This is a genomic window from Qipengyuania sp. CAU 1752 (assembly GCF_054482615.1).
In genome coordinates this window covers 1,444,390-1,465,288 of record NZ_JBTLRE010000001.1, presented here as the reverse complement: position 1 = coordinate 1,465,288, position 20,899 = coordinate 1,444,390, and the positions used below count along the sequence as shown (strand labels likewise).

Annotated in this window: 16 protein-coding genes; 7 read left to right on the top strand and 9 right to left on the bottom strand. The window is 61.4% G+C overall.

Annotated elements, in window-relative coordinates; translation table 11 throughout:
• Positions 1–65 precede the first annotated feature (65 nt).
• Both ACXYL9_RS07135 and ACXYL9_RS07130 read left to right on the top strand, forming a co-directional pair.
• Positions 66–1,082 carry a 2-hydroxyacid dehydrogenase gene (locus tag ACXYL9_RS07135; protein WP_459038890.1) on the top strand — a complete coding sequence of 339 codons (1,017 nt, stop codon included), beginning with the start codon at positions 66–68 and terminating at the stop codon, positions 1,080–1,082.
• Positions 1,083–1,156: 74 nt separating this feature from the next.
• On the top strand, positions 1,157–2,455 hold the full coding sequence (locus ACXYL9_RS07130) for an ammonium transporter (protein WP_459038889.1): 1,299 nt from the start codon (positions 1,157–1,159) through the stop codon (positions 2,453–2,455).
• 33 nt (positions 2,456–2,488) lie between these two features.
• Here ACXYL9_RS07130 and ACXYL9_RS07125 read toward each other — a convergent pair whose 3' ends face one another.
• From ACXYL9_RS07125 to ACXYL9_RS07105, 5 genes are all read right to left on the bottom strand, one after another.
• On the bottom strand, positions 2,489–3,895 hold the full coding sequence (locus ACXYL9_RS07125; RefSeq protein ID WP_459038888.1) for an NAD(P)H-dependent flavin oxidoreductase: 1,407 nt from the start codon (positions 3,893–3,895) through the stop codon (positions 2,489–2,491).
• A gap of 18 nt (positions 3,896–3,913) precedes the next feature.
• Positions 3,914–4,678, bottom strand: coding sequence for a class I SAM-dependent methyltransferase (locus ACXYL9_RS07120; protein WP_459038887.1), 765 nt, complete (start codon positions 4,676–4,678; stop codon positions 3,914–3,916).
• Positions 4,679–4,756: 78 nt separating this feature from the next.
• Complete coding sequence (gene prfB, locus ACXYL9_RS07115) at positions 4,757–5,884, bottom strand: peptide chain release factor 2 (protein WP_459038886.1); 1,128 nt, start codon at positions 5,882–5,884, stop codon at positions 4,757–4,759.
• Between the two features lie 80 nt (positions 5,885–5,964).
• The gene (locus tag ACXYL9_RS07110) at positions 5,965–8,472 is read right to left on the bottom strand and encodes a penicillin-binding protein 1A (protein WP_459038885.1); all 2,508 of its coding nucleotides are present in this window, start codon (positions 8,470–8,472) and stop codon (positions 5,965–5,967) included.
• 56 nt (positions 8,473–8,528) lie between these two features.
• Complete coding sequence (locus tag ACXYL9_RS07105) at positions 8,529–9,398, bottom strand: N-acetylmuramoyl-L-alanine amidase family protein (RefSeq protein ID WP_459038884.1); 870 nt, start codon at positions 9,396–9,398, stop codon at positions 8,529–8,531.
• 470 nt (positions 9,399–9,868) lie between these two features.
• On the opposite strand from ACXYL9_RS07105, the gene ACXYL9_RS07100 reads away from it, so the two are divergent.
• On the top strand, positions 9,869–12,697 hold the full coding sequence (locus tag ACXYL9_RS07100; RefSeq protein ID WP_459038883.1) for an Rne/Rng family ribonuclease: 2,829 nt from the start codon (positions 9,869–9,871) through the stop codon (positions 12,695–12,697).
• A gap of 39 nt (positions 12,698–12,736) precedes the next feature.
• On the opposite strand, the gene ACXYL9_RS07095 is transcribed toward ACXYL9_RS07100, so the two are convergent.
• The gene (locus ACXYL9_RS07095) at positions 12,737–13,372 is read right to left on the bottom strand and encodes a class I SAM-dependent methyltransferase (RefSeq protein WP_459038882.1); all 636 of its coding nucleotides are present in this window, start codon (positions 13,370–13,372) and stop codon (positions 12,737–12,739) included.
• A gap of 191 nt (positions 13,373–13,563) precedes the next feature.
• On the opposite strand from ACXYL9_RS07095, the gene ACXYL9_RS07090 reads away from it, so the two are divergent.
• The gene (locus tag ACXYL9_RS07090) at positions 13,564–14,574 is read left to right on the top strand and encodes a D-alanine--D-alanine ligase family protein (RefSeq protein WP_459038881.1); all 1,011 of its coding nucleotides are present in this window, start codon (positions 13,564–13,566) and stop codon (positions 14,572–14,574) included.
• Here the strand turns inward: ACXYL9_RS07090 and ACXYL9_RS07085 are convergent.
• Entirely contained in the window at positions 14,571–15,329 is a 759-nt protein-coding gene (locus tag ACXYL9_RS07085; protein WP_459038880.1) for an SDR family NAD(P)-dependent oxidoreductase, read from the bottom strand. The two genes, ACXYL9_RS07090 and ACXYL9_RS07085, sit on opposite strands and share 4 nt — an antisense overlap.
• A gap of 176 nt (positions 15,330–15,505) precedes the next feature.
• On the opposite strand from ACXYL9_RS07085, the gene ACXYL9_RS07080 reads away from it, so the two are divergent.
• Genes ACXYL9_RS07080 through zapE form a run of 3 tightly spaced genes read left to right on the top strand, consistent with a single transcriptional unit; the run spans position 15,506 to position 17,909 of the window.
• A complete protein-coding gene (locus ACXYL9_RS07080; protein ID WP_459038879.1) occupies positions 15,506–16,288 on the top strand; it encodes a succinate dehydrogenase iron-sulfur subunit in 783 nt (260 codons plus the stop codon).
• 17 nt (positions 16,289–16,305) lie between these two features.
• The gene (locus ACXYL9_RS07075) at positions 16,306–16,785 is read left to right on the top strand and encodes a PaaI family thioesterase (RefSeq protein ID WP_459038878.1); all 480 of its coding nucleotides are present in this window, start codon (positions 16,306–16,308) and stop codon (positions 16,783–16,785) included.
• Complete coding sequence (zapE, locus tag ACXYL9_RS07070) at positions 16,782–17,909, top strand: cell division protein ZapE (RefSeq protein WP_459038877.1); 1,128 nt, start codon at positions 16,782–16,784, stop codon at positions 17,907–17,909. Before ACXYL9_RS07075 ends, zapE begins: the two co-directional genes overlap by 4 nt.
• Here zapE and ACXYL9_RS07065 read toward each other — a convergent pair.
• Together ACXYL9_RS07065 and ACXYL9_RS07060 are read right to left on the bottom strand one after the other, a co-directional pair.
• A complete protein-coding gene (locus ACXYL9_RS07065; RefSeq protein WP_459038876.1) occupies positions 17,906–18,772 on the bottom strand; it encodes a crotonase/enoyl-CoA hydratase family protein in 867 nt (288 codons plus the stop codon). The genes zapE and ACXYL9_RS07065 overlap by 4 nt on opposite strands.
• Before the next feature lie 224 nt (positions 18,773–18,996).
• Positions 18,997–20,895 (bottom strand): XrtA/PEP-CTERM system amidotransferase, encoded by a 1,899-nt coding sequence (locus tag ACXYL9_RS07060; RefSeq protein ID WP_459038875.1) that lies wholly within the window; start codon positions 20,893–20,895, stop codon positions 18,997–18,999.
• Between the last annotated feature and the right edge of the window lie 4 nt (positions 20,896–20,899).

Here is a 20,899-nt window from a genome sequence, read left to right as displayed (position 1 = left end):
CTTCCTGCAAGAGATTGCCGCCGATGGCTTGACCGCAATCGCACCTGGCTCCAATCACCTTGCCAATGACCGACACGCCAAACAGCCCTGCCCGCCGTATCGAAGGCACACCCAAGGTGGTGGTGACCCGGCATCTGATGCCGTCAATCGAGGCGCGGATGAGCGAGCTGTTCGATGCCACGCTTAACACCGATGACGTGCCGTTGACCCGCGAGCAATTGGCCGAAGCGATGGCAAGCTGTGATGTGCTGGTTCCCACCGTCACCGACCGCATCGACGGTGATTTGATTGCCCACGCCGGCGAGCGGCTCAAGCTGATCGCCAATTTCGGTGCCGGGACCGACCATATCGACTTAGCCGCCGCGGCGAAACGCCGGATCATGGTCACCAATACGCCCGGCGTTTTCACCGATGATACCGCCGACATCGCAATTCTTGGCATCATCGGCGTGCCGCGCCGTATTCGCGAAGGCGTGGAACTGGTGCGCAGCAACAAGTGGACCGGCTGGGCCCCGTCCCGTCTCCTCGGGCGCAGGCTGGGCGGTAAAACTCTAGGCATCGTCGGAATGGGCCGGATCGGCCAGGCGGTTGCCCATCGCGCTCGCGCTTTCGGCCTCGACATCGCCTATCACAACCGCAAGCCCCTGCCGCAATCGATCGAACGGATGCTCGGCGCACGCTTTGTCGAGAACCTCGATTCGCTGATCGAACAAGCCGACATCCTGACGCTGCATTGCCCGGCGACCGAGGACACCATCGGTATGCTCGATAACCGTCGGATAAGGATGATGAAACCGGGTGCGAGCCTGATCAACACCGCACGCGGCGAACTGGTCGACCAGGAGGCGCTGATCTCAGCGCTGGAAAGCGGCCATCTCGCCGGGGCCGGGCTCGATGTCTATCCTGACGAACCCAATGTCGATCCCCGGCTGATCCGCCATCCCAATGTCATGACCCTGCCACACATTGGCAGCGCCACGGTCGAAGGACGCGAGGCATCGGGCGAGAAAGTCATCGCCAATATCCGGTTCTGGGCCGACGGCCACCGCCCGCCCGACCAGGTTCTCGACGCGCTTGTCTGAAATGGGAACTTCGCCGTAACCAGATGGCAACCGGTGCGCACACATGAATGCGCGGACCGTCGAGGGGGAATTTGATGTTTCGTTTGCTACCAACTGTCCTGCCTCTTGCCTTGTCCGGCCCGCTCGCCGCGCAGGGTTTTACCGTGGAAGCAGTCAGCGACAGCGGCGACACAGCATGGGTTCTCACTGCCTCGGCGCTGGTCCTGCTGATGACGATCCCGGGCCTGGCCCTGTTTTATGGCGGACTGGTGCGAGCGAAAAATTTCCTCTCCGTGCTGCTGCAAATCGGGGCGGTCGCATCGGTCGCGTCGGTGCTGTGGATCGTGGTCGGGTATACGCTCGCTTTCGGTGACGTGACCAACGGCCTCATCGGCAACGGGCGAGCCTGGATGCTGCTTGAGCTCGACACAGTCAGCCTCATAGCGACTACCATTCCTGAAAGCACATTTGTGCTGTTCCAGATGACCTTTGCCATCATCACGCCTGCGTTAATGGTTGGCGCCTGGGTCGACCGCGCCCGGTTTGCGTGGGTCATCGCCTTTTGCGCGCTGTGGGGCCTCGCGGTCTATGCTCCTGTGGCCCACTGGGTTTGGGGCGGTGGCTGGCTGTCCGCATTAGGCGTGGTCGATTTTGCCGGCGGTATTGTGGTCCACACCACTGCCGGGGTGTCGGCGCTGGTTGTCGCACTGCTGATGGGGCGCAGGCACGGCTTTCCCGGCCCCGTCCTGCTGCCCCATGCACCGGGTCTGACCATGGTCGGCGCGGCCCTGCTGTGGGTCGGCTGGTTCGGCTTCAATGGCGGCAGTGCGCTGACCGCATCGGACGACGCGTCGGCCGCCATTCTCAACACCCATATCGCTGCTGCCAGCGCCACGCTGGCATGGCTGCTGACCGAAAAGTTCGCACTCGGCAAACCGACTATGGTGGGCTGGGCCACCGGCGCAATCGCCGGGCTGGCGGCCATTACTCCGGCCGCCGGGACGGTCGGCCCGGGAGCTGCGATCATCATCGGCAGTATCTCGGCAGTTGCCTGCTATTACGCCATCGTGGTGGTCAAGCTGCGGCTGAAGATCGACGATTCCCTCGATGTCTTTGCGGTCCACGGGGTCGGCGGGATAATCGGGTCGCTGCTGCTGGCGGTGCTGGCGGCGGAAAGCCTGGGCGGCATCGGTTACGCCGAGGGCAGCGGCATGGGCGGGTTGCTGGTCGCACAGTTGGTCGGTGTCGGCTCAGTCGTGCTCTATAGCGCCGTCGTGACGGCGATCCTTGCCCTCATGGTCAGCGTCGTCTTCCCGATGCGGGTCAGCGATGAGGACGAGCGCGACGGACTGGACATCGCCTCCCACGGCGAACGCGCTTGGGAACTGGACTAAGGGTCGAGGGGGCATAACGCCCCCTCGGATCCATCAATCTCCGGTCAGGATACGGTCGACCAGTTCTTTCACTGTCGGCGTGTAATTGTTGGAGTAGAACGGGTCCTGCTTGAACCGGTATGCCGAGTGGCCGGCGAAGGCGAGGTTCTCGTCCGGGTCACCGCCATGGGCAATATCCTGCAGGGTTTTCTGGATGCAGAAGCTGCGCGGATCGGCGAGGCGACCGGTGGTAAAATCGTCATGGTCCTTCCAGCTGGAAAACTGGCAGTGGCTGAGACAGCCCATGCAGTCCTGCTGGTCCTTGCGAATGACATCGCGGCTTTCAGGAGTCACGAAGATCACCGTGTTGTCAGGCGTCTTGAGGACCTCGCTGAAGCCCTCGTGCATCCATGCCAGTGCCTTGCGCTGATCGCCGGGATGGACCCAGAAATACTTGGCCTTACCGTGATCGGCCAGCGGCACGGTGCCCTCTTCTTCGTCGCGCTTGAAGATCGGAATCTGTCGCTCGGAGCGGTGGATGAGATCGTAGAGAAACGGCGTCTTGACCGCGCTGGAATAGAAGCCGGTCGGACTGAACTTGTGCAGCAGCACGTCACCCGGCTCGACGGTGCGCAGCATTTCCTTCCAGACCTGCGGAATCGGGCTTTCCTGCGTCAATAGCGGACGGGTACCGAACTGGAATGCAATCTTGCCCAGTTCGGGATTGTCGATCCATTCCTCCCACTCGCGCAGGAACCAGACGCCGCCGGCCATGACGATGGCGGTATCTTCGCTGACACCTTCCTTGCGCATGGTCTCGCGCAAAGCCTTGACGCGCGGGAGCGGATCTTCCGGCTTGCGCGGGTCTTCGGCGTTGGACAGGCCGTTATGGCCACCAGCGAGCCAGGGGTCTTCATAGACCACGGCCGCCATCAGTTCGGGTACCTTGGAATAGCTGCGCTTCCACAAGGCGCGGAAGGCACGGGCCGAGCTTATGATGGGCAAATAGTGCACCTTATGCTTCGCCGCGATCTCAGCCAGCTTGTAAGGCATCCCTGCCCCGCAAGTGACGCCGGTGATCATGCCGGGGGTGTTTTCGAGCACCCCTTCCAGCACTTCCTGCGCGCCGCCCATTTCCCAGAGCACATTGATGTTGATCGCACCCTGCCCACCGGAAATCTCGTGCGCGCGGCGGACCTGTTCGGTGGCGCCGTCGATGGCGTAGCGGATCAGTTCTTCATGCCGTTCCTTGCGGGTTGCCCCGTGATATATCTGGGGCACGACATTGCCGTCTTCATCATAGCTGTCTGCATTGACTGCGCTGACGGTACCGATACCGCCAGCGGCGGCCCATGCGCCAGAGCTGGCGTGATTGGTGGCTGACACGCCCTTACCACCTTCGATCAGCGGCCAGACCTCGCGGTCACCATATTGAATCGGCTGCAAACCCTTGAATGTCATTGCTTTCCCAGTTCTTTGTTATTTCGTTCCGCCATCGCTCTTGGCGGGGCGTGGTTGCCCCTTGCAAGGGGTTATCTCCTGCGGTTCCGGCCTCGTAGCGGCTCTGCGGAACTGTGCATAGTATCCGGCCAGCTCGGGTGCATCACGAAACATTTCGAGTTCGAACCCGACCTGTTCAAATTCGCATCTGAGCAGGAAGGAATCAATACCGTGATGATCTGTTGGCCTTTCGACATCGACCACGATCGCGCGCCCACCTTCCTTGAGCGCCGGCCAGAGCCGCCACAGGAAGGCATAGGGTTCGCTCACCTCGTGATACATGTGGACCAGGAACACCCGATCGAAACTGTCTGACGGAAGTCGTGGGTCGTCAGGCGCGCCAAGTTTAATCGCGACATTGTCGAGCCGTTCACGTTCGACACGCGAGCCGAGCCTCGACAAGGCCCTGCGGTCAATGTCCTGCGCCAGCACGCGCCCGCTCTTGCCCACCCGCGCCGACAGGCGAACGGTGTAATAACCCTCGCCCGCACCGATGTCGGCGACGGTCATACCCGGCTCGATCTCGGCAAAGTCCATCACCTTGCGGGCCTCGCCCACGCGGTCGCGTGCAGTCTCGGTGCTGAATTCGCTGGAACCAAGGTCGGAAACTGGCCGGTCTGGCGACGGAAATTCGAGTGCGGTTGCCGGGCGTTCGTCCACGGGGTCGCTGTCGGTAACACGCTCGCAACCAGCAAGCGCGGTGGCTAGATATAGCGCCAGCGAAGAAGCGATTACCCGTTGCATTTCATCATCGCCCTAGCCTGTAGTATCGGCTTAGGCAAAATGCGATTTTGCGAACCACGCCGCCTACGCAGGCTGGGGTTATTCGACATCCTCGACATCGACCTTCTCGCCTGTCACGCGCTGCGCAAGGGCGGCGGATATATACGGGTCGAGCGCGCCGTCGAGCACGTCGTCTGGAGCGCTGGAGGTTACGCCAGTGCGCAGGTCCTTGACCATCTGGTAGGGCTGCAGGACGTAGCTTCGGATCTGATGGCCCCAGCCGATGTCGGTCTTTTCGGCATATTCGCCGCTCGCCACCGCTTCGCGCTCCGCCATCTCGCGCTCGAACAGGCGCGCCTTCAACATGCCCATGGCAGTGGCGCGGTTCTTGTGCTGGCTGCGATCATTCTGACTGGCGACGACGATACCGGTCGGTTGGTGAGTGATCCGCACGGCGGAATCGGTGGTGTTGACGTGCTGGCCGCCCGCGCCGCTGGCACGATAGGTATCGATCTTGAGGTCCGACGGGTCGATCTCGATATCGATATCATCGTCAATCACGGGATAGACCCAGACGCTGCTGAAGCTGGTGTGGCGCCGGGCCGAGCTGTCATAGGGGCTGATACGGACCAGCCGGTGTACGCCGCTTTCGGTCTTGGCATAGCCATAGGCGTTTTCGCCCTTCACCAGCAGCGTGGCTGACTTGATCCCGGCCTGGTCACCGGCTTGGTATTCGACCGTCTCGACCTTGAAGCCGCGGCGTTCTGCCCAGCGGGCATACATGCGCAGCAGCATCTCGGCCCAGTCCTGGCTCTCGGTCCCGCCAGCCCCGGCATGGATTTCAATGAAGGTGTCGTTGCCATCGGCCTCGCCCGACAGCAGAGCCTGGACCTTGTCGGCATCAGCCCGCTCGGCGAGTTTTTCGAGACTGGCGAGCCCATCCCTAATGACTTCTTCGTCGCCCTCTGCCTCGCCCAGTTCGACGAACTCGATGGCGTCAGCCATTTCCTGGCTGATCTCATTGACCGTGTTAATCGAGGTCTCAAGCAATTTCTGCTCGCGGCTGATCGCCTGCGCTTCCTTGGGATCATTCCATAGGTTCGGATCCTGTACGCGGGCGTTAAGCTCGTCGAGCCGGCGCAGCGCCTGCTCCCAGTCAAGCGACTGGCGCACGAGCGCAAGCGCGGCCTTGATGCGGTCGATATGGGCCTGCCCTTCGGCACGCATGGGTCAATTCCTTCGGTTTGAGCTTTGCAGCGCCTGTTATCGAATAGCGCGCGATGCGCCTAGGGGCAGCCGGAACCAGGCTAGTATATTCCGCCCTGGTCTTCGACAAAGTCCTCAAGCGCGCCGACCTCCTCGGCCTCGTCGCGGCGGGTCGGCCCAGCTCGGGTCCCTTGCCGAATCAGCGCGAGGATTTCCTTGCGCTTGGCCTCGATTTCGTCGGCCCGGGTCGAACGCGGTGGCTCGGTGTCGGGCTTGAAAGCTTCCCAGATGACCGCCGATTCGCCGCCACTATCATCCGGCCAGCCATCGAATACGCGCTTGCCGGTACGACGATCGACCCGCACCATGCGAACGCCCGGAGGAGCGATAAAAGGATGATCGGACCAGCGCTTGCGCGTGGCCTTGATCACGCTCTTGACGATCGGCGAAGCGGTGTTGCCGCCCTCGACCCAGCCGCCCAGATTGCGCGGCTGGTCGTGGCCAACATAAGCGCCGACCATGTATTGCTGGGTGCCGCCGACGAACCAGACATCGGTCGGACCGGTGGTGGTGCCGGTCTTGCCGAACATCGGCAGGTCGAGATCCTTCAAACGCTTGCCCGTGCCGCGAGTGACCACACCTTCAAGCATATGCGCGACCTGGAACGCCGTGCGCGCATCCATTGCCTGCTTTCCGCTCGGCGGCAGTTGCGGCATCCCCTTGCCGTCCCATTCGTCCATGTTGCAGCCCGTGCAGGCGCGCTTATCGGCCCGCCAGATCACCTTACCCCTGCGATCTTGCACGTAGTCGATCAGGGTCGGTTCGTTGAACCGGCCATGATTGGCGAGCGTGGAATAGGCGTTGACCATTTTCACGACAGTTGTTTCGCCTGCCCCCAGCGCGAAGGCCGGATAGGGCTGGTAGGTACCGATGCCGACATTCTCGAAAGTGTTGATGACGTTGGGCATGCCCGATTCCATCGCGATCTGGACGGTCATGATGTTCTGTGACTGCTCGAGACCGTAGCGCATCGGGTATTGCCCGCCGCGCCCGCCGCGGAAGCACTTCTCGCCCAGAGCAGAGCCCTGGTAATAGCAATAGCTGGAGTTCTCGACCTGGGTCGAAGGGGTAAATCCATTGTCGAGCCCCGTCGCATAGACAAAGGGCTTGATAGTTGAACCCGGCTGCCGTTCGGCCTGGGTTGCGCGGTTGAAAGCCCCAAGCCGGCTGTCGAATCCGCCCTGCATGGCCAGCACGCGGCCGTTGACCGGGTCCTGCACCACCAGCCCGCCCGACACTTCCGGAATGGTTCGCAAGCGGTAGCCATTGCCCGATGGCGCTGCGGCCACGACGTCGCCGGCCTTGAGCGCATCGGGAAAGCCCATGAGGGGCGCAGTGGTTTCGTCGGTGAAACCGATTGTCGCGCTCGAACCCGACCGTTCGGTCACGACGCCAATGCGCCAGTCACGGTAATTTATGCCGAGGAAGGAGCTTTGCAATTGCCCCTGCCAATTGCCTTGCGACAAATCGATCGTCGCAATCGGTCCGCGCCAGCCACGATTAGCGTGATACCGCAGCAATCCTTCGCGCAGGGCGTCACGCGCCGCGTTCTGCATTTCCACATCAAGCGAAGTGCGAACCCAAAGGCCCCCGGCATAGACACTGCTGGCGCCTTCCTCGGCGGTCTCGCCGAATTCCTCGACCAGCTGACGTCGTACCTCTTCGAGGAAGTACCCGGCGTCGGCCGAACGCTGGCGGCGCAGGGTGACCAGCCCAAGCGGCTGCGCCTTCGCCGCGTCTGCCTTGGCGCGCGTGACAAAATCATTGGCGACCATCTGTTCCAGGACGAAATTGCGCCGCGCCAAAGCCGCTTGCTCCTGGCCCTTGCGACCATAGCGCTCAGGCGCTTTGGGCAAGACTGCTAGGAACGCCGATTCGTGCAGATCGAGCTCGTCCACATCCTTGTCGAAATAGGCTCGCGCTGCTGCCTGTACCCCGAACGAACGCCGGCCAAGCGGAATTTCGTTGAGATAGAGCTCGAGAATTTGCTGCTTGTCGAGTACCCCTTCGATACGGCGCGCGAGCATCATTTCCTTGAGCTTGCGAGTGACCGAATATTCGTTGCTGAGCAGGATGTTCTTGGCCACCTGCTGGGTGATTGTCGAACCCCCGACCGCGCGTTCGCCCGATCCCATCTTGCTGACATAATCGACCACCGCGCCAAACAGCCCGCCGGCATCGATGCCGCCATGGCTGAAGAAGGTCTTGTCCTCTGCCGCCAGATAGGCGTCGATCAGTTCCTGGGGAAAATCGGCATATTGCAACTGCACCCGGCGTTCGCGGGCATAGGAATGGACGATCTCGCCATCGACCCCGCGTACCACCGTAGGTAGCGGTGGTTCGTATTCGAGCAGCGTCCCGGCATCGGGCATGTCGCGCGCCAAGATGGCCCACAGCACAATCCAAGCCGCCAGCAGCAGGGCCAGCGCATAAATAGCCCAGCGGAACAAGCGGCTCTCGCGCCATTGCCGTTTCAGCCAGTTGATAGCGCCGGTCGCTTCGCGCCGGATGCGGTATCGAATTGCGTCGATGGAAGTACCGTCAGCCATAAGTCCAGCAGGCCCTAGCACGGGCATTTGCTCGCGCGCTATATGCTTATCGCGCCTTATTCGCGGTATTGGCGTGCGAAATAGATGCGGATCGCTCGTCCCATCGCCTCGGCAAAGGCGGCGCGCCCCTCGGCCGACGCCAGTCGCTGCGCATCGGCAGGATTAGTAATGAAGCCCGCCTCGTAGAGAACCGCCGGAACGTCGGGCGCGCGCAGTACCGCCAGAACGGCAGACCGTCGTGCCTGCGGGTGGAAACCCAGAGTGGCACGTCCTTCCCGCAGGATCAGATCGGCGAACTCAGCCGAATTCTGCTGCACCCTGCGCTGTGATAATTCGACAAGTATGTTCGAGACTGAGTCGCTCTGGCCCTCCACATCCACGCCATTAAGTCTGTCGGCGTCGTTTTCGCGCTCCGCGAACATGGCGGCCGCTTCGCTCGACGCCTTATCGGAGAGGGTATAGATGCTGGCTCCGCGAACGCCGCTGCTATCGCCTGCCGAATCGGCATGGATGGAGACAAACAGGGCCGCACCCATGCGCCGCGCGATTTCGGGACGTTCATCCAGCGATAAAAAAGTATCGTCTTCGCGCGTCATAGCGACCCGGACCCCTCCCTGTTCGAGCAATGCGTCCTTGAGGGCGGTGGCAAGGCCGAGAACAATGGTTTTTTCGCGCGTCCCGGCGGTGCTGGCGCCTGGATCCTTGCCACCATGTCCGGGGTCGATCACCACCAGAGGTCGCGATCGGTCCTGTGGTCCGTAGATCTTTGGCAGGTCGACCGGTGCATCTGCGCTCGGCAGCCCCAGTGACAGCACATAGTCGCGCCCCAGGTGCGGCACTGGAATGCTTACCCCGAACGCGTAAAGGGCGGCGATAATCGCCACCGGCAAAAGGAACACCAACCACAGTTGAAAGCGCAAGGGCATAATCTGCTGCCGGTGTTAAGGCGTTGGCGGGGCATTACGCAATATAGTTGCCGCAGTTGTCCGGTGCTGCTAGCAAAGCGTCGACCGGACGGTCCTGTCGTTCGAACGGCCCCAACGGGGTGATCGACTCAACAGGTTCATTGAGATTTCCGGCTACTTTCCGCGCCTTTCGCGGAAGGTAACGTGATTGACAGGTTGATACACCAGTATGAGAAGCCACCCCCTGTACTCCGGCTCGCAACCCGATGGTTGCCGCGCCGTTGTCCCGGGCATGGCAGCGCCACAAAGGCGCATTCTCAACGGCGTAGACACAGCATACCGCGCCCCGACACGCCATGCGTCTCAGGGCCGGTCTATCCATCCCGCTCGCGGCTCAACCGCCAGCGGTTCCCACACATATCTGCGCAAGTGCAAGCAGCCACCCGGATACCGGGCAACGGCCTTGCCGATCTGCGCATGGAGATACTTACATGGCTACGCGCATGCTCATCGATGCGCGCCACTCGGAAGAAACCCGGGTGGCGGTGCTCAAAGGAAACCGGATTGAGGAATTCGATTTCGAATCTGCTGAACACAAGCAGATCAAAGGCAACATCTATCTCGCCAAGGTAACACGGGTCGAACCGTCGCTGCAGGCAGCGTTCGTCGATTTCGGCGGCAATCGCCACGGCTTCCTCGCCTTCAGCGAAATTCACCCCGACTACTACCAGATCCCGCAATCCGATCGCGAGGCTCTGCTGGCCGAAGAGGCCGAAGCAGCCGAGGAAGAAGCGCGGCTGCGAGCCGAGGATGAAGACCGCGGCAATCTGCCCGGCGACGAATATGACGCCGAGGACGAGGAATCGGCCGAGGCGCTCGCCGAAGACCTTGCCGAAGACGGCCTCGAGGAAATCGACACGTCCGAAAAGGACAAGGTCTCCACCATCGAGGAAGGTCAGCTCGAGGGTGACGACGACGATAGCGACGACGAAGACGAAGACGACGAAGACAATGACGATTCCGAAGACGGTCGCGGCAAATCGCGGGGTCGTGGACGCGGCCGCGGTCGCCGCCAGGGCAAGGGCGGCAACAAGTCGCGTGCCAAGGAAGTCGACGAAGTTCGCGCTCGTCGCCAGGCGCTGCGTCGCCGCTACAAGATTCAGGACGTCATCCAGCGCCGCCAGGTGATGCTGGTGCAGGTGGTCAAGGAGGAGCGCGGCAACAAGGGTGCCGCACTGACGACCTATCTCAGCCTTGCCGGCCGCTACACGGTTCTGATGCCCAATTCGTCGCATGGCGGCGGGATCAGCCGCAAGATATCCAGCGCAGGTGACCGCAAGCGGTTGAAGCAGGTCGTCTCCGACCTCAAACTGCCGCGCACAATGGGCCTGATCGTACGCACCGCCGGGCTCAGCCGCACCAAGCCCGAAATCAAGCGCGACTTCGACTATCTCGCCCGCCTGTGGGACGAAATCCGCGAAAAGACACTGACCTCCAGTGCGCCTGCGCTCATCCATTCGGACAGCGACCTGATCAAGCGCGCGATCCGCGACATCTACAATCGCGAAATCGAGGAAGTCGTTGTCGAAGGCGAGGATGGCTACAAGCTGGCCAAGAGTTTCATGAAATTGCTGATGCCCAGCCACGCGCGCCGGGTGAAGGCCTATTCCGACCCCGTTCCACTGTTCCAGCGCTATGGCGCCGAAGACCAGTTGCGGGCGATGTACGATCCGGTCGTGCAGCTCAAATCGGGCGGCTATCTGGTCATTAACCCGACCGAAGCGCTGGTTTCGATCGATATCAATTCGGGCCGTTCGACCAAGGAACACGGGATCGAACAGACTGCGGTTGCCACCAATCTCGAAGCAGCCAAGGAAATCGCCCGGCAATTGCGCCTGCGCGACATGGCCGGACTGGTAGTGATCGACTTCATCGACATGGAATACAATTCCAATGTCCGCAAAGTCGAACGGGCGATGAAGGACGCGCTCAAGAACGATCGCGCCCGCATCCAGGTCGGCCGCATCTCGGGCTTCGGCCTGATGGAGATGAGCCGCCAGCGCCTTCGTACCGGCGTGCTCGAGGCGACCACCCGCGAATGTCCGCATTGCGACGGCACCGGGCTGGTCCGCACCGCATCAAGCGCCGGCCTGTCTGCGCTGCGCCTGATCGAGGACGAGGCGGCCAGGGGCAAGGGAACGATCATCACCCTCAAGGCGAGCACGGAAGCAGCAGTTTACATGCTCAACTCCAAGCGCGCCGATCTGCAGGAAATCGAGGATCGCTACGGCGTGACGGTCGAAGTCGTGCCCGATGGGGAAGATGAAGGGGCCAAGATGAGCGTCGCCAGTTCCGGCCCGCGTCCGTCGCAAGCCCCCAAGTTCGATCCGATCGTCATCGACGAAAACGACGATGACGACGATATCGAGGATGAGGCTGACGGTGACGACAGCGAAGACGACGAAGAATCCGACAATGGCGAAGACGGTGATCGCTCCAAGAAGCGTCGCCGCCGGCGTCGTGGCGGGCGCGGTCGTAACAAGAATCGCCAGGACCAAGCGGACGATGGCGAAGACGACACCGACGGTGACGATGGTTCCGAAGACGACAATGATGACGTTTCCGGCGACAATGACGATGGTGAAGAAAAGCCCAAGAAGCGCCGTCGTCGTGGCGGTCGTCGCCGCGGCGGTCGCGGTCGTGGCAAGGATCGGCAGGACACCATCACCGACGACGATGCCGAGAATCTCGAAGAGATTTCCGAGCAGGTGAAGGAGGACATGGCCGTTGTGGCTGGTCCCGACGGCTCGCCCGAGACTGCCGAAGCTGCAGCCGAGCAAGACAAGCCTAAGAAGCGCACGCGGCGCAAGAAAGCTGAAGTCGAAGCTGACGCTGCGGAGGACGCATCAGTCCCGGCGGAATCAACGGATGCGGACACAGCCGAAGCCAAGCCGAAGCGGACCCGCAGCAAGAAGGCCGTGGCTGACGAAGCCGAAGCTCCGGCCCCGGCAAAGAAGCCACGGGCTCGCAAGGCACCGGCCAAGAAGGCGAAAGCTGCTGACACCACGGATGACGCCAAGGACGCCGAGGCCAAGGAAACTGACGTAAAGGCCGAGGAAAAGCCCAAGCGGACCCGGCGCAAGAAGGCAGATGCTCCGGCGGCAGAAACCGCCGCCTCGCCGGCACCGGAGCCTGCTACCTCTGCGGCCAACGACGCTGGCAAGGAACCGGCGACCAGTGAGAAACCAGCGGATACGGGCGCGCAACAGGGTGACGGCAAACAGCGCCGTGGCTGGTGGCAGCGCACCTTCGGCGAATAAACTTACCGGTAACTGCCGATGAAGATACGGGCGTCGCGTTCAGGCTCCGGCCTTGACCGCGACGCCCCATTCGTTCCAGCCGATCGAGCGCGGAGTTTTGGGCAAGTAGCCCGTACCCATCGGCTCGACTTCGAAGCCTCCTGCCCGCACCGCGTCAATCACGGGCCGGGTTAGGTGACAGCCCCCTGCAAAGGGCTTCCACCATGGCTCGAGCCGGGCCTGGAACCGCGCCACATTGGCATCTGGCGCTCGGCCATGTTCGAGAAACAGCAACCTGCCGCCGGGGCGCAGGATCCGGCGCATCTCGCGCAGGACCTGGGCCTGATCTTCAACCGAGCACATGGTGTAGGTGCACACGACGGTGTCGAAGCTCGCATCGTCGAAGGGGATATGCTCCCCTACCCCGTCGCGAATATCGGCCTGCCAGCCCTTCTTCGTCGCTTCGGCAGTCGCATAATCGCGCAGCTTCGCATTCGGATCGATTCCAGCATAGCTGTCGATCGCTGCCGCGTTATAGAATTGCTGGTTTATGCCGCCACCGCAGCCCAATTCGAATACGTCACCACTGGCTTTCGGAACGACTTTGGAACGCAACTTCATGATCGCTGGCATTCCGCAGGCCAGCTTGATCACCCGCGGCACGCCGTGCCGGTCCCACCATTTCGCCAGTCCCATCTGACCCTCCACTATCGCGCGCCGTCACCAGGCCGCTTGTTCACGACCAGAGTATGCCAGACTAAGCTGGTCTTGGGCATCCCCATGAGAATACTGCGGCCAATTGACCCTGTTTTTACTTTGAGCGGCTCGCCGTGCGGTGTAATCGCGCCTTCGAACAGGGACGCACGCGACAAGGAAGCTCTCTCGCCATGACCGACATCAAGCCGTTACGTATCCCCGCCGAAGACAAGCAGCGCATCAAGATGCTGTTCATGGCCAAGCACGCCCTGTGGGGTGGCGGGATGCATCCGGAAGATGGCAATCACGCAATCTACCATCACGAAGTGCGGACCACCTTGGAAGAGCTTGGCCTCAACCTCGAACTGGCTGACAATTACCACGTCCTGTTCGACCGGCCCGAGGTCGATTTCGTCTTTCCGCTCCTCAACCGCGGAGGCTTCGTCAATTCGGAGATGCTGATCCCGTTGCTGTGTAACATGCACCGCATTCCCTACCTGGGGGCGATGCCGTTCCTGCGGGGACTGGGTGACGACAAATCGGTTTCGAAGCTCGTCTGTACCCATGCCGGTGTACCGACGGCCGACTGGTTCTGTTATCGCCGCGGCGCGCCCGTGCTGGAGGCCGACTTGCCGCACGCACCCGACGGACGCTGGGTAATCAAACCCAATGCCTCGTCGGCCAGTTGGGGTATTTCCGACGCCTTCGACTACCAGGGCGTCGCCAACGCCGTCGCCAATATCCACGGCCAGGGCCATGATGCCATCGTCGAGCCATATCTTGATGGCTATGACGTGCAGTGCGCCTTCATCACCATCGATAACGAGCCCGTGGCCCTGCCGATGCTGTGGTACGAGCGCGAAGACACGCAGAAGCTGTGGACATACTACGAGAAGCGCGACCTGGTGCAGAACACCGAGAAGGCTGCGCTCAAGCAATTCGACCATGCCGATCTTGCACCAAAAATCACCGAGATGGCCCGGAAGGTTGCGCGCGAATTCGTGCCCTTCGACTACGGCCGGATCGAGTTCCGCGTCGACATGAAAACCGGCGACATCAATTTCATCGAGATCAATCTCAACTGCAATTTGTGGTCTGAAAAGGTAATGGCGAAAGCGGCAAGTTATGCCGGGTTCAGCCATGCCGACCTGCTCGAAACGCTGCTGGCCGAAAGCTGGCGCAGGAACGCTTTAATCGCCTAGTCGGGCACACGCTCACCACGCCAATCGATCTGCTGACCACTGTCTGCGATGGCCAAACCGTCAATTACATTCAATAGGTTGCGCGCCGCTTCTCTTGGATCCCTCAATTGACCATCGGGCAGGTTGGACTGGAATGGCTCGGATAGCGCGGTATCGACCGTGCCGGGATGCAGCGAAACGGCGATGGCCTGTGGGTGCGTACGGCCAAGCTCGATGGCGAAGTTCCTGACCAGCATGTTGAGCGCGGCCTTGGAAGAGCGATAGCTGTGCCAGCCGCCGATGCGATTGTCGCTGATCGAACCGACCCGCGCCGATAACGCGGCAAAGACGGCACGTTCGTTGCGCGGAAACAGCGGCAGGAAGTGCTTTGCTACCAGCGCGGGACCGATGGTGTTGATGCGCAGGATCCGCTCCATCGCAACGGCCTCGATCTGTTTGAAACTGCGCTCTGGCTCGGCACTTTCCGGCAGGCTCAATGCGCCTGTGGCCACGATGACCAGTCGCGGCGGGTCGTTCGCCATCGTCGCAGCGGCGCGCTCCAAGCTGTCGGGATGATCATAGTCGAAGCGGAACGGGACTATTCCTTCCCCCTTTGGTGTGCTTCCGCTCCGCGATCCGGCATACAATCTGCTTACGCCGCGCCCGGTGAGCGCTTCGCACAATGCACGGCCGATTCCGCCGCTGGCCCCAAATACCGCCGCCGGTCCCATTGCCTGTCCTACATTGCCCATGGTGGTTAGACCCGCGGCCTGCATGGCTTGTTCCCCACCCCGTCACACCGATTTCTTGCCTTGGACCGTGTTCCATGTGTTCCATCGCGTAGGATTCGACTTGCAAAATTGGCCACATCGCAGGCTTTGGGCCACCTTGCGGTGTGCACCATATCCGCTAGATAGGCTGCAAACCGCACTTCGCAGGACATTCGAACATCATGGCGACCTTCACTCTTCCCAAGAATTCCAAGATCCGTGCCAAGGGGCAGGAACACCGGGCCGAAGGCGCCAATCGGGCCAAGAAGTTCAAGATCTATCGCTACGACCCCGATACCGGTGAAAATCCCCGCTACGACACGTTCGAGATCGATCTTGACGATTGCGGGCCGATGGTTCTCGACGCCCTGTTCAAGATCAAGAACGACATCGATCCGACGCTGACCTTCCGCCGCTCCTGCCGCGAAGGCATCTGCGGCTCGTGCTCGATGAACCTCAACGGCAAGAACGGCCTCGCCTGCACCACCGCGATCGAGGATCTCAAGGGCGAGATTCGCATCACCCCTCTGCCGCACATGGAAGTGATCAAGGACCTGGTCCCCGATTTCACCCATTTCTACGCCCAGTACGCCTCGATCCGGCCTTGGTTGCAAACCGTCACCCCGACGCCATCGGGCAAGGAACGGCTGCAATCGCCCGAACAGCGCGAGAAGCTGGATGGTCTGTACGAATGCATCCTGTGCGCTTGCTGTTCCACCGCCTGTCCCAGCTATTGGTGGAATTCCGACAAGTTCCTCGGCCCGGCCATCCTGCTGCAGGCCTATCGCTGGCTGGCCGACAGCCGCGACGAGATGACCGGTGAACGGCTCGACGAACTGGAGGACCCCTATCGCCTCTATCGCTGCCACACGATCATGAATTGCGCCAATGTCTGCCCCAAGGGCTTGTCGCCCGCCAAGGCGATTGCCGAAACCAAGAAGATGATCGCCGAACGCGCGGTCTGACGCGCTTTCGGACCGACATGGCGCTGCGCGACGAGATCTTCGACCACCGGCCCGACCCGGAGAATCCGGGGTGGCATCACTGGAACCTTAAGGACGGCACGCTGTTCAACGGCGCCGTGATGGGTAAACTCATCACCCGCCGCGAGGGCGATGCTTGTCGCCTGCGGATGTTTCCCGAGCGCCGGCACGAAAACCTGCAAGGGATCATCCACGGTGCGGTCAGCCTGGCGCTGATAGACATATCGCTGTTCACCACCATGCACGTGGTTGGTAGCGGCAACGCCGGGCCTTCGGTCACGCTCGAACTTTCAACCCAGTTCATCGGCGGCGGCGATCCATCGCGTCCACTCGACGCGGTGACCGAGATCATGCGCGAAACTGGCAAGCTCGTCTTCGTGCGCGGCGAGGTAGTTCAGGACGAAGACCGTGTTTGCGCCTACTCGGGCATCATTCGCAAACTGCCGGGCCGCCCCTTCCCCGGAGCGGGCGGCGAGTGAGCGGAATCCTCGCGCGCTACCGCGAGCTGGTCGAGGCCGGCGAGCTAAGACCTGATGCCGAACAGGCGGCTGTCGCCAAGCGGCTGGATACCTTGCAGCAGGAACTCGAAAAAACGCCCAAGCGCGGCTCGATCCTGTGGCGTGCACTGAAGGGCAAGCCCGAAGCTCCGCAGGGCGTCTACATGTGGGGCGGTGTTGGCCGCGGCAAGTCGATGCTGATGGACCTCTTCCACGATACGCTCGACATAACGCGCAAGAGGCGCGCCCATTTCCACGCCTTCATGCAGGAAGTTCATGCCCGCCTGCGCGAAGAGCGAAAGAGCGAGAGCGGCGACCCGATCCCCCCAGTCGCGGCTGCACTCGCCCGCGATGTCCGCTGCCTCGCCTTTGATGAGATGGTGGTCAACAATTCGGCTGACGCGATGATCATGAGCCGGCTGTTCCGCGCGCTGATGGAGGACGAGGGCGTAGTCGTCGTTACCACCAGCAACCGACCCCCGCGCGATCTCTACAAGGATGGCCTCAATCGCGACCTGTTCCTGCCCTTCATCCATCTCATCGGCGAGCGGCTCGACGTTCTGCCGCTCAATGGAGCGGTAGACTATCGGCTCGACCGGCTCGGTGATCTGGGCACCTGGCACACGCCGTTGGGCGACGCCGCGACATCGCAGGTGCGCGAGGCCTTTTTTCGCCTGACCGATTACAATCCCGAAGATGCCGAACATGTGCCCAGTACCGAACTCGAAATCGGCGGAAGCAGAACATTGCACGTGCCAAGAGCCCTGAAGGGCGTGGGCGTATTCAGTTTCAAGCGATTATGCGGCCAACCTCGCGGCGCGGCCGATTACCTCGCTATCGCACGTGCCTTCCATTCGGTAATCCTGGTCGGCATCCCGCGGATGGGACCGGACGACCGCAACGAAGCGGCGCGGTTCGTCACGCTGATCGACGCGCTTTACGAATACCGGGTCAAACTGTTTGCAACTGCCGATGCGGAGCCGGCACAGCTCTACCAGGCCGGAGATGGCAGCTTCGAATTCGAACGCACGGTTAGTCGCCTGATGGAAATGCGCAGCCCCGAATACATGGCGCTGGGCCATGGGTCCGAAGCCACGGTCGATTAGGCGGCTTTCCTGATCGCGCGGGTCTGCGCATTGGCGAGCCTGTCCATCAGCTTAAGATCCTTGTCGCTCAGTTGCAGAGCGGTGTCGGCCCAAAGTTCAGTGATGGCGTTAAGCTCTTCCAACGTCACCCCCTCGGCAATTTTCATCGCCTTGCGTGACGCTACCAGGCCCGCATGCCGGCGCGTGGATTGCTTGATGAAGGATCGCGTTGCTTCCAGCGCGGTGCCATCCTCTACGACCTCGTCGACAAGACCCATCTCCCGCATATCATCGGCCGAATAGGTCCGATTGGAGATAATCAACTGCTCAGCCATCACGCTGCCAAGCTTCCGATAGAGCAGCGCGTGTGCGCCCATGCCGGGAAACAAGCCGAACATGATCTCGGGCAATCCGAATGTCGCACTCTTCTCGGCGATAAGATAATCGAAGGACAGCAGCGCTTCAAAACCGCCGCCCAGCGCTGCTCCTTCGACCATGCCGATGGTGAGCATCGGAATGTCGAGAGAATGCGAATTGCGCTGCAATATCGAACAACAGCGGTGCCCGTACTCGACCAGGGCCTCACGATCATTCTTGATGATGAGCTGACGGAAAAGCGCCAGATCACCTCCATAGCAGAACACCCCCGGGGCGCGGCTGCCCAGGACGAGGAACTTGAGCGGCACCTTTCCGACACCGAAATTATCGGCAATCAGTTGCTGCCAAATCTCGAAGTCGGAAAGCATGGGTGGTGTAAAACTGGGGCGACCTTCGGGCCGCATATACGTCCACAACGTCTCATATTCGGGTTCATACAGAACATCGAGCTCAGCCAGCTCGAGCAAACGTCCCGGCACACCGGGATGACCTTTCGCAAGGCTCATGGGCGAGCCTCCTTGGTAGCCGTCATGGGTCTGCGACAACCCATAATCGGCGGTAGTGCCGTCCTCGAAATTCTTATCCACTCGGTCCATTAGCCCCCCGAATGCTGCGACCTAAGGGGTCATGCCAACCCCGCCTCCACTGGAGACTACGCAACATACCGCATCTTGCAAGCTTTGGCTTTATAATATTGGAGTCACTCGTGTTTCGTTTCGAAACACGTGCTCTAAGCTGATATCGACAACCCGCGAATAGAGCGGTCCAGCATGAGCAATTGCCACAAAAGCCTCGAATGGTCCTGCCGACCAGAAATATGTTGCTGTGCCAATTGTTTGAGACGCGAAGCTTCGAACCAACCTGAATCTGTCAACGGGGCGCTCGTTGCGATGGCTTGGCACTCTGCCTGGAGTGGCCCGCGCAGCCATTGAGCAATCGGAGTGACGAAGCCCTGCTTGGGCCTGTAGAGCACGTCTTCGGGTAAGCATCGGGCCATTGTGTGTTTCAAAAGCCACTTTCCTTGTCGGCCCCTGATACGCGCCCGGTGCGGAAGTCCTGCGGCGAACTCGACAAGGCGATGGTCGAGCAGCGGTTCGCGCGCTTCGAGGCTCACCGCCATGCTGGTGCGATCGACCTTGGTCAGGATATCGCCGGGCAGCCAGAATTTGAGATCGGCATATTGCGCCCGGTCCAGCCCCGTTCGCGCCGGCGCATTGCGCATCAGGTCAATGAAGGGTTGCTCGGCTCGATAGCCGGACAATTCGCGGATCATGCGGTCAGTGTAAAGCTGCTGGCGCAGTTCGGGAGGCGATATGGCGAGCGCGCCCGCATATCCCTCCTCCCCTGTTGAACCGAGTGCACGAAAGGTCGCTTTTGCCCTCAGCGGACGCGGAGCCCAGTCGGCCTGGGGCCACAACCTGCCCAGCGTCCCGAAGACCGTGCTGCGCAAGGATTGCGGCAGGAACGACCGGATCTGCTCCTCCCTTGCGTGAAACACCTGCCGGCGATAGCCCGCGAAGGCTTCGTCGGCGCCGTCGCCAGACAACGCGACTTTGACATGTTGGCGCGCCAATTGGCAAACCCGCAATGTCGGCAGTGCGGACGCATCGGCGAAGGGCTCGTCGAATATGCCGGCCAACTGATCAACGGCATCGAAATCGTCGGCATCAACGATCTGCTCGTGATGACGTGTGCCGAACTGTTCGGCCACCCGGCGGGCGTAGGTTGTTTCGTCGAACTCGCCGACATCGAATCCGATTGAGCAAGTGTTGACAGGCGCATTGCTGGATTCAGCCATCAAGGCCACGACGCTCGAACTGTCGACCCCGCCGGACAGGAATGCGCCGAGCGGAACATCGGCCACCATGCGCGATTCCACACCTTCGCGCAGGTGGTGCAACAGCCGGGCCGAGAGGTCCTGTGTGCTGCCCTTGTGCCGCTTCGAGAAATCGACATCCCACCACTGTACCGGGGGCGACGGCGGCGCATCTTGGCGTAGCAGGCGGTAATGCCCGGCGGGCAGCTTCTCGACCCCTTTGAGGATCGAGCGATGGTCAGGCACATAGCCCCATGTGAGATAGTCCTCGACCGCCAGCGGATCGGCCTCGCGCCGAAGGAGCGGGTGCGCCAGTAGCCCCTTGAGTTCAGATGCAAAGGCGAGGCTGCCATCGCTGAGCGGCGCCATGAACAGCGGTTTTACGCCCAGCCGGTCACGGGCAAGGAAAAGGGTCCTGTCACCCCGGTCGTAAATGGCGAAGGCGAACATTCCGTCCAGCCGATCAAGACAAGCAGGCCCCCATTGCTGCCATGCTGCCAGGATTGTCTCGCTGTCCCCCTCGGTAGCGAAGCGTGCTCCGAGCTGCACAAGCTCTCGGCGCAATTCCCGGTAGTTGTAGATTTCGCCGTTGAAGACCAGGACTGCCCGGCCATCGACCGAGTGCATCGGCTGAGGTGATCCATCGAGGTCGATGATCGACAGACGGCGGTGACCAAGGCCGACGCCGTGTTCTGTCCAGACGCCGCTGCCATCGGGCCCACGGTGGACCATGGTATCGGTCATACGCTCGACACGGCGCGGATCGACCGGCTTGGGAGTCCCGCAATGGAAGATACCGGCGATTCCGCACATGGCG